Raw genomic sequence first — 13135 nt, forward strand, 5'->3', positions numbered from 1 at the left:
AGGCCTTCGGCGAAGGTATTTTTAGCCAGATGAAGATGGGATCCTGATGAAAACCGCCCTTTTGACCCATGCAGATTGTTTGCACCATGTGACACCTGAGGGACATCCGGAACGGGTGGCGCGGTTAGAGCATATCCTACATGCGCTTGAGGGGCTGGATCTTCAGCGTGTGACGGCGCCGTTGGCGGCGGATGATGATCTGCTAAGGGTGCATCCGCAGAACCATATCAGCGATATTCTCGACCACAGGCCCCCGGATGGGTTCAAACAGATTGATGGGGATACGTTCATGTCTCCGGGATCTGTCGATGCAGCCTATCGTGCGGCGGGTGCCGCCGTGCGGGCCGTTGATATAGTTCTGGCCGGCGAAGCGCCGAACGCGTTTTGCGCTATTCGGCCTCCGGGGCATCATGCCGAGACCGAGACGGCCATGGGGTTCTGCCTGTTTGGGAATGCCGCGCTGGCTGCAAAGCACGCGTTGGATCATCACGGGTTGAACCGCGTGGCAGTGGTGGATTTCGACGTGCATCATGGCAATGGCACGCAAGACCTGCTGTGGGATGAGAAACGCGCTTTGGTGATTACCAGCCAGCAGATGCCCTTATGGCCCGGCTCGGGCCGCCCGGATGAGACCGGTGCTTATGAAACCGTTTTGAACATACCATTGGCTCCGGGCACGGGTGGGGCCGAGATGCGGGCAGCCTATGAAGCGCAAGCCTTTCCGCGTCTGCGGGCGTTTAGGCCGGAACTGATCATTATTTCCGCTGGGTTTGATGCGCATCAGGATGATCCGTTGGCCAATCTCAATTGGTCCACTGGCGATTTCGCCTGGATCACGGCGGAGCTGTGCAAGATTGCCGATGACGTGTGTGATGGCCGTATCGTCTCGACTCTGGAAGGCGGTTATGATCTGAACGCATTGGCCGAGGCGACACGCGCCCATGTGGAAGAACTGATAAAGGCAGCACGATGACCGATACCCCAGTTGAACAAATGACGTTCGAACAAGCGATGAAAGAGCTTGAGGCCGTGGTTGGCCAGTTGGAACGTGGTGATGTGGCGCTGGATCAATCGATTGCGCTGTACGAACGTGGCGCCGCATTGAAGAAGCGCTGCGAGGATGAGCTGAAGCGTGCTGAGGAAAAAGTGGCCGCGATCACTCTGGACGCAGATGGCCAGCCAACCGGGACGACGCCTGTCGAAGGTCAGTAAATGTTTCGTGAAAAGCTGGCACAGGATGCCACGCTGATTCAGAGCCATCTCGATCTGGTTCTGAGCGCGCTGGATGATCTGGATGTGACACGGGCCATGGCCTATGCCACCGAGGGCGGCAAGCGTCTGCGAGGGTTTCTGGTATTGGAAAGCGCGCGGTTGCTTGGCGTCGATACAGTTCGGGCAATCTGGCCAGCGACAGGTATCGAAGCGCTGCATGCATACTCTCTGGTCCATGACGACCTGCCTTGCATGGATGATGACGACCTGAGGCGTGGACGCCCGACGGTGCACGTGAAATGGGATGAGGGCACCGCCGTTCTGGCCGGGGATGCGCTGCAGACACTTGCGTTTGAGCTTTGCGCTCGACCAGAGGTTGGAAACGCTGAAATACGCGCTGAACTGGCTCTAACGCTAGCAAAAGCGAGCGGCGCACAGGGTATGGTTCTGGGTCAGGCGCTGGATATCGCCGCTGAGACGGCGGCGGAGCCGCTGACACTGGATGAGATTACACATCTGCAAGCGGGCAAGACCGGTGCGTTGATCGAATGGTCCGCCTGCGCGGGTGCGCGATTGGCGCAGGCCGATCCCACCCCCTTGCGCCAATATGCCCAGGCGCTTGGGCTTGCCTTTCAGATCGCGGATGACATTTTGGATGTCGAAGGAGATGCCGAAAAGGCCGGAAAGCGGCTGCAGAAAGACGCCGAGGCGGGCAAAGCGACCTTTGTCTCGCTACTGGGTCTGGACGCCGCCAGATCCCGTGCAATTGAGCTTGTGGATCAGGCTTGTGCTGCGCTGGACGAACATGGCCCCGCTGCAGAAACCTTGAAGCAGGCTGCCCGCTTCGTTATTGCCCGGGACAGCTAAGCCAGGAACGCCAAATGTCTGACCGCCCGAATACGCCCTTGTTGGACCTTGTGAGCCGCCCAGCGGATCTGAAGCAGTTTTCAGATGCGCAGTTGCATCAGGTCGCACATGAGTTGCGGGCCGAGACGATTTCAGCAGTTTCGGTGACCGGAGGGCATCTGGGCGCTGGTCTGGGTGTCGTCGAGCTGACCACGGCGCTGCACGCGGTATTCGACACGCCACGAGACAAGATCATCTGGGACGTAGGTCACCAGTGTTATCCGCACAAGATTCTGACAGAACGCCGGGACCGAATTCGCACCCTGCGCACAAAAGACGGCCTAAGCGGATTCACCAAGCGCAGTGAAAGCGCCTATGATCCATTCGGCGCTGCACATTCCAGTACTTCGATCAGTGCCGCGCTAGGCTTTGCTGTCGCGCGTGATCTGGGCGGCGTTACGCCTGAAGGGCTGGGCGATGCGATCGCTGTGATCGGCGATGGCTCTATGTCCGCCGGCATGGCCTTTGAGGCGATGAACAACGCAGGCCACCTGAAGAAACGCTTGATCGTAATTCTCAATGACAATGAGATGAGCATTGCACCGCCGGTGGGTGCCCTATCGAATTATCTATCGCGCATTTATGCCGAAGAACCATTTCACGATCTGAAAGCTGCTGCCAAAGGTGCGGTGTCGTTGCTGCCGGAACCCTTCCGCGAAGGGGCAAAGCGCGCCAAGGATATGCTGAAGGGCATGGCCATGGGCGGGACGCTATTTGAAGAGCTCGGCTTTTCCTATCTCGGCCCCATCGACGGGCATGATCTGGACCAGTTGCTGCCGGTTCTGCGTGCGGTCAAGGCGAAGGCAAGCGGACCGATCCTGATCCATGTGTTGACCAAGAAAGGCAAGGGGTATGCCCCCGCCGAACAGGCCCGCGACAAGGGTCACGCGACCGCCAAGTTCGATGTGGTGACGGGCGAGCAGAAAAAGGCGCCTTCGAACGCGCCTTCCTATACCTCGGTCTTTGGCAAGACACTGGTCGATGAAGCAGCGCGGGATGACAAGATCGTCGCGGTTACAGCCGCGATGCCGGACGGTACCGGGCTGAACCTGTTTGCCGAGCGCTATCCGTCGCGCTGTTTCGACGTTGCGATTGCCGAACAGCATGGCGTGACCTTCTCGGCTGCGCTGGCCGCCGGGGGCATGAAACCATTCTGTGCGATGTATTCGACCTTCCTGCAGCGTGGCTATGATCAGGTTGTACATGATGTGGCGATCCAACGCCTGCCGGTGCGATTTGCCATCGACCGTGCGGGTCTGGTTGGGGCAGACGGTGCGACCCATGCGGGGTCGTTTGATATTGCTTACATGGCCAACCTTCCGGGTATGGTTGTCATGGCGGCTGCAGATGAGGCCGAATTGATGCACATGGTCGCCACTGCGGTGGCACATGACGATGGCCCGATCGCTTTCCGGTATCCTCGCGGCGAAGGAGCGGGCGTTGATCTGCCCGAGCGCGGAGAAGTATTGGAGATCGGCAAGGGCCGGTTGATCCAGAAAGGCGCCCGGGTGGCGCTGCTGTCTTTCGGTACGCGGCTGGCCGAGGTGCAGAAAGCGGCAGAGGCGCTGTCGGCGCGCGGGATCAAGCCCACCATCGCCGATGCACGCTTTGCCAAACCGCTGGATCGGGACCTGATCCTTGATCTGGCTGCCAATCACGAGGCACTGATCACCATCGAGGAAGGGGCCATCGGCGGCTTTGGCAGCCATGTTGCGCAATTGCTTGCGGATGAGGGCATGTTTGACGAAGGGTTGAAGTATCGCTCGATGGTGCTGCCGGATATCTTCATCGATCAGGCGAGCCCGGCGGATATGTACGCCGTCGCAGGAATGAACGCAGAACAGATCGAGGCAAAGGTGCTTTCGGTTCTTGGCGTTGCTACAATCGGTGAGAAACGCGCCTGATATTCGGGTGTTGCCGCCCCTGGATGCTGAAAAAATAAGCAGTTCAAAAATGATCTAGGTCAATTCCTTACACGCTGTGCTACGCTAACACCCGAGTCAGGCAGGCCAACCCCTGTCGATCACTCAAAGGTCGCGAGCGAATGAACAAGCTAGCCAGCCGACGCGCATTCCTGAAAGGGAAAGTGCTGCGCGAGGATACATCAGCCATCCACCCACCGGGTGCGGTGACCGAGTTTCTTGAGCTTTGCACCCATTGCGACGAATGCCGCGAGGCCTGCCCTGAAGATATCATCCGTTTCGACACGCAAGGCTGGCCTGTTGTGCAATTGGATGCAGGCCCCTGCACTTTTTGCGGTGATTGCGCCAACGCTTGCCCGACCGGGGCGCTGAATCCTGAACACGTGGCCGATTGGCCTTGGCGCGCTGCGGTGTCGGCCTCTTGCCTGTCGATGAATGGTGTCAGCTGTCGGGTTTGTCAGGATGTCTGCGACCACAACGCGATCCGCTTTCGGCTGCAAACCGGTGGTCGTGCTGAACCCCAACTCGACACCGATATTTGCACCGGCTGTGGCGCTTGTGCCAGCGCCTGTCCTGCCGGTTCTGTCAGCTTTGAACGCCACACCCCGCCCACTCAGGAGGTAGCCTTATGAATATCTGTGGATGCCTCGTCCATGTAGCCCCCGAAACCACGCAGAGTGCACAGGCCGCGATTGCAAGTACAAACGGGGCAGAAGTTCACGCGGCATCCGAGGATGGCCGCATTGTTGTTGTGGTCGAGGATACGCCGGAAAAAATGGCGTCCGAGACGATCATGGATCTGCACCAGATCCCGGGTGTGATCTCTCTGACCCTGACCTACCATCATTTCGAAGACCTCGCGGAGACCCGTCCGCACCTTAACGCTTCTCGCCAGATCTAAAGCCGGAGACCCATGTCATGACCATCTCTGAATCCCGCCGGACCTTCTTGAAATCAACCGCCGCCGCTGCGACAGCATCAGCCGCAGGACTTCCCCTTGCGACCGGACAAGCCAGCGCTCAGGTCGGCAACCCTGATATCCGTTGGGACAAAGCCGCCTGCCGGTTCTGCGGCACCGGATGCTCGGTTCTGGTTGGCACCAAAGACGGGCGCGTGGTCGCTACCCAAGGCGACCCGGATGCGCCGGTGAACCGCGGTCTGAACTGTATCAAGGGCTATTTCCTGTCCAAGATCATGTACGGCAAAGACCGCCTGACCACGCCGATGCTGCGCAAAACCAACGGCGAATATGACAAGAACGGTGAGTTCGAGCCCGTCAGCTGGGACGAAGCCCTCGACGTCATGGCTGCCAAGTGGAAAGAGGCATTGGCCAAGAAAGGCCCGACCAGCGTTGGCATGTTCGGTTCGGGCCAGTGGACCGTTTGGGAGGGCTACGCTGCTGCCAAGATGATGAAAGCCGGTTTCCGATCCAACAACATCGACCCCAACGCGCGCCATTGTATGGCCTCGGCGGTTGTCGGCTTCATGCGCACCTTCGGCATTGATGAACCAATGGGCTGCTATGACGATTTCGAGCACGCAGACACATTCGTGCTCTGGGGCTCGAACATGGCCGAGATGCACCCGATTCTGTGGTCACGCCTGACCGACACGCGTCTGACCAAACCGGGATCCGAAGTGCATGTACTGTCGACCTATGAACACCGCTCGTTCGAGTTGGCCGACAATGGAATGGTCTTTGCGCCGCAGACCGATCTGGCGATCCTGAACTATATCGCCAACTACATTATCCAGAACGGCGCGGTGAACGAAGAGTTCGTCAACAAACACGTCAACATCACCAAGACCGCCACCGATATTGGCTATGGACTGCGCGATAACAACCCGCTGCAGGAAGAGGCAGAGAATCCAAACTCTGGCAAGATGGAGCCGATCAGCTTCGAAGAATATGCCGAAGCGGTATCGGAATACACGCTGGAATACACATCGGAACTCTCCGGTGTTCCTGCCGCTCAGCTTGAGCGTCTGGCCCAGCAATATGCCGACCCCAACCGCAAAGTGATGAGCCTGTGGACCATGGGCTTCAATCAGCATACTCGCGGATCGTGGGTGAACTCGCTGATGTACAATGTGCACCTGCTGGTGGGTAAGATTTCCGAACCCGGAAACTCGCCCTTCTCGCTCACCGGTCAACCTTCGGCCTGTGGTACGGCACGTGAGGTCGGAACCTTCGCTCACCGTCTGCCGGCTGATATGGTTGTGGCAAACGATAAACACCGCGAGATTTGCGAGACCGCGTGGAAAATTCCTGCGGGCACCATCCCACCCAAACCCGGATTCCACGCCGTTTTGCAGCACCGCAAGCTGAAGGACGGCGATCTGAATGCCTATTGGGTGCAGTGCACCAACAACATGCAGGCCGCGCCCAATATCAACGAAGAAGGCTATCCCGGTTATCGCAACCCGGAGAACTTCATTGCCGTCTCCGATCCCTATCCTACTGTAACAGCCCTGTCGGCTGACCTGATCTTGCCTACCGCCATGTGGGTCGAGAAGGAAGGCGCCTATGGCAACGCCGAGCGTCGCACCCAATTCTGGCGGCAACAGGTCAAAGCTCCGGGCGAAGCGAAATCCGATCTGTGGCAGTTGATGGAGTTCTCCAAACGCTTCACCGTTGAAGAGGTTTGGGGCGAGGAACTGCTGGCGACCATGCCAGAACATCGTGGTAAGACCATGTATGACGTGCTGTTCGCCAATGGCACGATCGACAAGTTCCCGCTGTCAGAGACCGCAGAAGGATTCGACAACGACGAGTCCGAGCACTTTGGCTACTACGTGCAAAAGGGCCTGTTCGAGGAATATGCCGAGTTTGGGCGCGGCCACGCGCACGATCTGGCCCCATTCGAAACCTACCACCAGGCGCGTGGCCTGCGCTGGCCAGTCGTGGATGGTAAGGAAACACTGTACCGCTTCCGAGAAGGCTATGATCCGTATGTGCCTGAAGGCGAAGACGTGAAATTCTATGGCCATAAGGACGGCAAGGCCAAGATCATCTTCGCGCCATACGAACCCGCCCCCGAGGTACCGGATGAGGAATTCAACCTGTGGCTCTGCACCGGGCGTGTGCTGGAACATTGGCATTCAGGTTCGATGACCCGCCGCGTGCCCGAATTGCACCGCTCCTATCCCGCCGCCGTTGTCTACATGCACCCGGATGATGCGCGCGAGCGTGGTCTGCGGCGCGGACAGGAGATCGTTCTGTCTACCCGCCGCGGCGAGGTCAACAGCCGAGTCGAAACCCGAGGCCGGAACAAAGTACCGCGTGGTCTGGTGTTCATGCCGTGGTTCGACGAAGGCCAGCTAACCAACAAGCTGACGCTAGACGCAACCTGCCCGCTGTCGAAAGAGACCGACTTCAAGAAATGCGCCTGTAAGGTCGAGCGCGCGTAAAAGGCTGGCAAGGCAAAGGTCGTCCCATGTCTCGTGTTGGCACACCCCTTTCGCCGCAGCGGCGCCGGTTCCTGCAGGACTCGGCGCGCGCAGCGGGTGGCTGCGTCGCAGCAGGGTCCTTGCTGGCCTGGCTGGCGCGGGACGCACGGGCGTTGCCGGCCGAAGCATTGCGACCTCCCGGTGCCTTGCCGGAAAAAGACTTTCTATCAGCCTGCATTCGCTGCGGTTTGTGCGTGCGGGAATGTCCCTATGACACGCTGAAACTGGCCGAGCTGGGTGTCGATGCGGTGGCCACCGGCACGCCGTATTTCACCGCCCGTGATGTTCCCTGCGAGATGTGCGACGACATCCCCTGCGTCGCGGCCTGCCCGACCGGTGCACTGGACCCCGGGCTGGACAATATCGACGACGCCAAGATGGGCGTGGCCGTTCTGGTCGATCAGGAAAACTGCCTGAACTTCCTCGGCCTGCGTTGCGACGTCTGCTATCGCGTATGCCCCGTCATCGACGAGGCCATTACGCTGGAGACCGAACACAACGCCCGCTCGGGCAGTCATGCAATCTTCATTCCAACCGTTCACGCCGATCATTGCACCGGCTGCGGCGTTTGCGAGAAAAGCTGCGTTCTGCCCGAAGCGGCGATCAAAGTTCTTCCCGCCCGATTGGCTCGGGGCAGCAGCGCCGATCACTACCGCAAGGGCTGGGAAGAGAAAGAAGCCAAAGGCGCGCCCGTCGTCGAAGGTATCATCGATTTGCCTGATCGCCTGCCGGGACCGGGCACCGATAACCTTGTCGCACCGGGCGGGTTTGAGCCCAGATTCAAATTGCCGGAGGTCACTCAATGACCGTCCGCACAAACATGCCGCTGGGGCATGAAGCTATCGCCGCCAAAGGTTGGCTGAGTGCCCATAAATACCTGCTGCTGCGCCGCGCCAGCCAAGTGTTCTTCCTGGTACTGTTCCTGTTGGGCCCGTGGTTCGGCCTCTGGATCGTGCAGGGCACTCTGGCCGGATCGCTGACCCTAGGCGTACTGCCCCTGACCGATCCGTTTGTCTTTCTGCAAAGTCTGATCGCAGGGCACTGGCCCGAGCTGACTGCCGCCATAGGTGCCGTCATCGTTCTGGTGACCTACGCGCTGGTCGGAGGCCGAGTCTATTGCTCGTGGGTCTGCCCGATCAACCCTGTAACCGACGGCGCGCACTGGCTGCACCGCAAGCTGGGTCTGCAAAAAGGCTGGCAGCCCAAACGCGGAACGCGGCTGTGGATCATGGCCACTGTGCTGATCGTCTCTGGCCTGACTGGCGCAATTGCATGGGAACTGGTCAACCCGATCACCATGCTGCATCGCGGGTTGATCTTTGGCATGGGCTTCGTCTGGGCGATGGTCGCCGCGATCTTCCTGTTTGACTTGCTTGTCTCGCGCCATGGATGGTGCGGCCATGTCTGCCCCGTAGGCGCATTCTACGGACTGGTGGGCAGCAAGGCGATGCTGCGGGTCAGCGCCGCCAATCGCAACGCCTGTGACGATTGCATGGACTGCTACGCGGTTTGCCCGGAAAACCATGTGATCTCTCCGGCGCTGAAAGGCAAAGACAACCCGCTGATCCTGTCGCCCGACTGCACCAATTGCGGTCGCTGCATCGATGTCTGCGCTGAAGACGTTTTCAAATTCACCCATCGGTTCGACGCCCTGACCGTCGCGCCACCGGAATCAACCGCCGCGCCCCAGCCGCGCGCCTCAAGACCTTTTTGAAGGAGTGAGAAGATGAAAAAGCCGATCCTAGTGGGCCTTGCCCTGATCCCGCCGCTGCTCCTCGGTGGCCTGGCCCTCGCGCAGTCTGCCGGAGTTAACAGCCTACGCGGTGCCGAAGTCGATGAGCCCGCCGTCCTGGATCAGGTGCATCGGACAGTCGAAGGCCGTATGCAGCGCAATTATCGCCAGCAGCCGCCGCTGATCCCACATTCGATCGAACAGTACCAGATCGACCTGCGTACCAATCAGTGCCTCTCCTGCCATGACTGGACCAAGGCTGGTGAACGCAACGCTCCGACGTTGTCGATGACTCACTATCTGGACCGCGAAGGGCGAGAGTTGGATCAGATCGCCGGCACACGGTATTTCTGCAATCAGTGCCACGTACCACAGGCCGATGCGCTGCCTCTGGTCGATAACACTTTTGAACCTTCCTCCGGAAACTGAACACAGGTCGAAAAGGAGAGCGCGACATGTCCGACTCCCAAGAAAAACAAGGACTCATCCGGCGCCTCTGGACCTGGTTCTGGAGCCCGATCGCCGTCCTCAGTGTCGGCTTTACACTACTGGCCGGGTTTCTAGCAGGCATCCTGTTCTGGGGTGGGTTCCACTGGGCACTGGAATTGACCAACACGGAAGAGTTCTGCGTATCCTGCCACACGATGGAAACCAATCTGGGCGAATATCGGGAAACGGTCCATTACAATAACGATTCCGGCGTGCGGGCCATCTGTTCCGATTGCCACGTCCCGGACGAGTGGAACCACAAGATCAAAGCCAAGATCATGGCCGTGAAGGACGTCTACCACGAACTGGCAGGCACCATCAGCACGAAAGAGAAGTATGAGGACCATCGTCTTTCCATGGCGTCGGCCGTATGGAAGAAGATGAAGGAATCCGACAGCCGCGAATGCCGCAACTGCCACAACTTTGACTATATGGACTTCACCCTTCAGGAAACCCGCGCAGCCAGCGAACACCAGCGCGCAATCGACACCGGCATGACCTGCATCGATTGCCACCAGGGCATCGCACACAGTCTCCCACCCAATTATTTGGAAACGTATGAGAAGATTGCGAAAGAGGTAGATGGTGAGGTTCTGCAGGAACACGCTGCAGCATCAGGGGACGACATCCGCGCGTTCCTGAACAAAAGCTCGGAACAAGGTGGGGACTGAGATGTTAGAGATACTTGGAACCATCGGCGGTAACGTACTGGGTCTGCCCGGCATTCTGGGTCTAGCACTGGGAATGATGACGCGCCAATACTGGTTGGGCGCACTGATGGGTGGATTGGTTGGCCTGATCGCGCCTCTGCTCTTTGCCGGTTGGCAGATTTCCCACGTTGGAACGATAGCGCTGCTGATCGCAATTATCGTTGGTCTCTGCGCCGGAAGTCTGGGCACCGCCATTCGCCGCAAGGGCGCAACCGTCTGAAGTGGTTGGTCGGGCCCGGCGGCAATTCCGGGGTCACCGCCCCCAGTTTTCCGCCGGATCGCTTTCCGCATAGTCCCGCAAAAGCGCGATATCCGAGATTTCGGCGTGGTTGCGGTTGATCTTCACACCCACCGCCTTGAGCCGCGAAAACGCCCGGCTCAGGCTTTCCGGCTTCATCCCCAGACGGCCTGCGATGAGCATCTTGTCGTAGGGCAGCAAAACCTCGCATCCGCCTTTGTCGCTGTCGCAGAGATTCAACAAAAACTCGGCCACGCGTTGCGCTCCGGTCTGAGCCTTGAGTTGCTCTAGCTGCGCCACCAACGAGTGAAGATGGGTAAAGGTCGCGGCCAGAATAGAAATACCGATCTCAGGGTCCTCTCTCATCAATGAGATCAGGATCGGACTGGGGATATGCATGACATCACAGGCCGATACGGCCTCGGCGGATACAGGATAGGGAACGTTACGCAGAGCTACGGCCTCACCAAAGCTGTCACCACGTTTGAAGACGCTCACGACGGCTTCGGCCCCGGTGGGGGTCATGCGGAACAGCTTGACCCAACCCTCAAGCACGACGTGGATGGCCTGCGCTTTTTCCTCCTGCAGGAATATTGTCTCACCACGGTCATACTGACGCCAGATCGCGTGGCTCAGCAGTGTTTCCACATGCTGTTCCGGTAAACTGCGCAGCAGCAGCGACTGACGTGCGATCGCTTTTTGTGCTTCGTGAGACAAGAGAATACCCCTGTTATTTCCTGCCGGCGCATGGGCGCGGTCGGTCCATCCCTGTTCCACGCTATGCCAGAGCCGGCAGTTGTGCACCATAGTTTTATGTTGTCTAAACTTGACTATTGTCATGTTGCGGCTTGGTTCGCTGCCCTATTCTCGGCTCAAAGCCAGTATTCCGGGGAGCACGTAACATGGACTACGAGCGTTATTTCAGTCAAAGCCTCAGTGACCTTCGGGATGAAGGGAACTATCGTGTTTTCATAGACTTGCAACGTCGCTGTGGTTCTTTCCCGAACGCACGTCAGACGGATGGATCTGTCCAGCGAAATGTGCGGATCTGGTGTTCGAATGACTATCTTGGCATGGGTCAGCACCCATCTGTTATCGATGCAATGCATGACGCATTGGATCGCTGTGGCGCGGGGGCCGGGGGCACGCGAAACATATCAGGCACCACTCACGACCACGTGCTGCTTGAGGCCGAACTGGCCGATCTGCATGGAAAGGAAGCCGCGCTTCTGTTTACTTCCGGGTATGTTTCGAATTGGGCAGCCCTTGGCACTCTCGCCGCGAAAATCCCCGGCCTGATCGTATTCTCTGATGCACTGAACCATGCCTCGATGATCGAAGGCATCCGCCACTCGCGGGCGCAGAAGGTGATCTGGAAACACAACGATTTGGATGACCTTGAAGCCAAACTGGCCGCAGCTGATCCCGATGCGCCGAAGATGATCGCGTTCGAGTCGGTCTATTCGATGGATGGTGACATCGCCCCCATCAAAGAGATTTGCGATCTCGCCGACAAATACGGCGCGATGACCTATCTGGATGAGGTTCATGCCGTTGGCCTCTATGGGCCACGCGGCGGTGGTATCGCTGAACGCGAAGGTCTGATGGATCGCTTGACGGTGATCGAAGGCACGCTTGGTAAAGCGTTCGGTGTGGTGGGCGGGTATATTGCTGCCTCGGCTGCGCTGTGCGATTTCGTGCGCAGCTTCGCCAGCGGGTTTATTTTTACCACCGCCCTGCCACCATCGATCGCGGCCGGGGCCGCGGCCTCGATCCGGCATTTGAAACAATCGAATGCTGAACGCGACCTGCAGAAAGCCCGTGTAGCTCAGGTTCGGGCCCGTTTGGATGCGGAAGGTATTCCTCATATTCCTAACCCCAGCCACATCATCCCGGTGATGGTTGGCGATCCGGTGAAGTGCAAGTTCATCTCGGACACGCTGCTGGAAGAGTTCGGCATCTACATTCAGCCGATCAATTATCCCACCGTACCAAAAGGGACCGAGCGTCTGCGGATCACGCCGTCTCCGGTACATACGGATGAGGATATCGAGCATCTGGTTGGCGCGCTGTCCACACTCTGGCAACGCTGTCAGATTGCGCGCATGCCGATGGCAGCCCAGTAACCAAGAAGCGCCCCCTAGCGTAAAACTTCGCCGTCTCCCCGGAGGCGGCGTTTTTTTGAGTCAGATCAGGTAGAGGGCAAAGACAATGATGGCAAAGCCCGTCAGCACCATGGTGAAACCTCGCAGCCAGGCCGGGCTGTTTACGAGATCAAGATAACAAGCCAGGATAACGCGACATTTCGCCAGTGCGAGGACCAGAATACACCCCGCCAGAACGGCTGGCGGGATGGGCAGCACAGTCAGCAGTGCAGATGCAACGCTGAGCGCCAGAAGGCTGAGCCATGCGCGCGTGAGCGTATTCGGGAGCCTCCGGCGGGAGTATTTGGGAAAAGATGAAGCTGCGGGCATCC

The 13135-nt window shown here is 58.7% G+C and carries 15 protein-coding genes; 13 read left to right on the forward strand and 2 right to left on the reverse strand.

Annotation, left to right across the window (positions count from 1 at the left end; all coding sequences use genetic code 11):
* The first annotated feature begins 46 nt into the window (after positions 1-46).
* The 12 genes from ACR0NE_RS19565 (at position 47) to ACR0NE_RS19620 (ending at position 10641) form a co-directional block, all read left to right on the forward strand.
* On the forward strand, positions 47-973 hold the full coding sequence (locus ACR0NE_RS19565) for a histone deacetylase family protein (RefSeq protein WP_170595083.1): 927 nt from the start codon (positions 47-49) through the stop codon (positions 971-973).
* Positions 970-1212: an exodeoxyribonuclease VII small subunit gene (locus ACR0NE_RS19570; RefSeq protein WP_010443127.1), complete on the forward strand. Its 243-nt coding sequence runs from the start codon at positions 970-972 to the stop codon at positions 1210-1212. Before ACR0NE_RS19565 ends, ACR0NE_RS19570 begins: the two co-directional genes overlap by 4 nt.
* Positions 1213-2079: a polyprenyl synthetase family protein gene (locus ACR0NE_RS19575; RefSeq protein ID WP_170595080.1), complete on the forward strand. Its 867-nt coding sequence runs from the start codon at positions 1213-1215 to the stop codon at positions 2077-2079.
* Between the two features lie 14 nt (positions 2080-2093).
* Positions 2094-4022, forward strand: coding sequence for a 1-deoxy-D-xylulose-5-phosphate synthase (gene dxs / locus ACR0NE_RS19580; RefSeq protein ID WP_170595077.1), 1929 nt, complete (start codon positions 2094-2096; stop codon positions 4020-4022).
* Positions 4023-4162: 140 nt separating this feature from the next.
* On the forward strand, positions 4163-4672 hold the full coding sequence (gene napF / locus ACR0NE_RS19585; RefSeq protein WP_170595074.1) for a ferredoxin-type protein NapF: 510 nt from the start codon (positions 4163-4165) through the stop codon (positions 4670-4672).
* Positions 4669-4941 (forward strand): chaperone NapD, encoded by a 273-nt coding sequence (locus tag ACR0NE_RS19590; RefSeq protein ID WP_170513617.1) that lies wholly within the window; start codon positions 4669-4671, stop codon positions 4939-4941. Before napF ends, ACR0NE_RS19590 begins: the two co-directional genes overlap by 4 nt.
* 17 nt (positions 4942-4958) lie before the next feature.
* On the forward strand, positions 4959-7451 hold the full coding sequence (gene napA, locus ACR0NE_RS19595) for a nitrate reductase catalytic subunit NapA (RefSeq protein ID WP_170595071.1): 2493 nt from the start codon (positions 4959-4961) through the stop codon (positions 7449-7451).
* Positions 7452-7477: 26 nt separating this feature from the next.
* Positions 7478-8296: a ferredoxin-type protein NapG gene (napG, locus tag ACR0NE_RS19600; RefSeq protein WP_170595068.1), complete on the forward strand. Its 819-nt coding sequence runs from the start codon at positions 7478-7480 to the stop codon at positions 8294-8296.
* A complete protein-coding gene (gene napH, locus ACR0NE_RS19605) occupies positions 8293-9204 on the forward strand; it encodes a quinol dehydrogenase ferredoxin subunit NapH (RefSeq protein ID WP_170595065.1) in 912 nt (303 codons plus the stop codon). Before napG ends, napH begins: the two co-directional genes overlap by 4 nt.
* 12 nt (positions 9205-9216) lie before the next feature.
* Positions 9217-9651: a nitrate reductase cytochrome c-type subunit gene (locus ACR0NE_RS19610; RefSeq protein WP_170398181.1), complete on the forward strand. Its 435-nt coding sequence runs from the start codon at positions 9217-9219 to the stop codon at positions 9649-9651.
* A gap of 26 nt (positions 9652-9677) precedes the next feature.
* Positions 9678-10382, forward strand: coding sequence for a NapC/NirT family cytochrome c (locus tag ACR0NE_RS19615; RefSeq protein ID WP_170398176.1), 705 nt, complete (start codon positions 9678-9680; stop codon positions 10380-10382).
* Position 10383: 1 nt separating this feature from the next.
* The gene (locus ACR0NE_RS19620; protein WP_170408114.1) at positions 10384-10641 is read left to right on the forward strand and encodes a hypothetical protein; all 258 of its coding nucleotides are present in this window, start codon (positions 10384-10386) and stop codon (positions 10639-10641) included.
* A 33-nt stretch (positions 10642-10674) separates the two neighbouring features.
* Here the strand turns inward: ACR0NE_RS19620 and ACR0NE_RS19625 are convergent, their stop codons facing one another.
* Positions 10675-11376: a Crp/Fnr family transcriptional regulator gene (locus ACR0NE_RS19625; RefSeq protein WP_170398170.1), complete on the reverse strand. Its 702-nt coding sequence runs from the start codon at positions 11374-11376 to the stop codon at positions 10675-10677.
* Positions 11377-11561: 185 nt separating this feature from the next.
* Between ACR0NE_RS19625 and hemA the strand changes: the two genes are divergently transcribed.
* Positions 11562-12785: a 5-aminolevulinate synthase gene (gene hemA / locus ACR0NE_RS19630; RefSeq protein ID WP_170425552.1), complete on the forward strand. Its 1224-nt coding sequence runs from the start codon at positions 11562-11564 to the stop codon at positions 12783-12785.
* Positions 12786-12845: 60 nt separating this feature from the next.
* Here the strand turns inward: hemA and ACR0NE_RS19635 are convergent, their stop codons facing one another.
* Positions 12846-13133: a cytochrome C oxidase subunit IV family protein gene (locus tag ACR0NE_RS19635; protein WP_480459885.1), complete on the reverse strand. Its 288-nt coding sequence runs from the start codon at positions 13131-13133 to the stop codon at positions 12846-12848.
* Positions 13134-13135: the final 2 nt, after the last annotated feature.

The organism is Ruegeria sp. C9 (assembly GCF_056537585.1).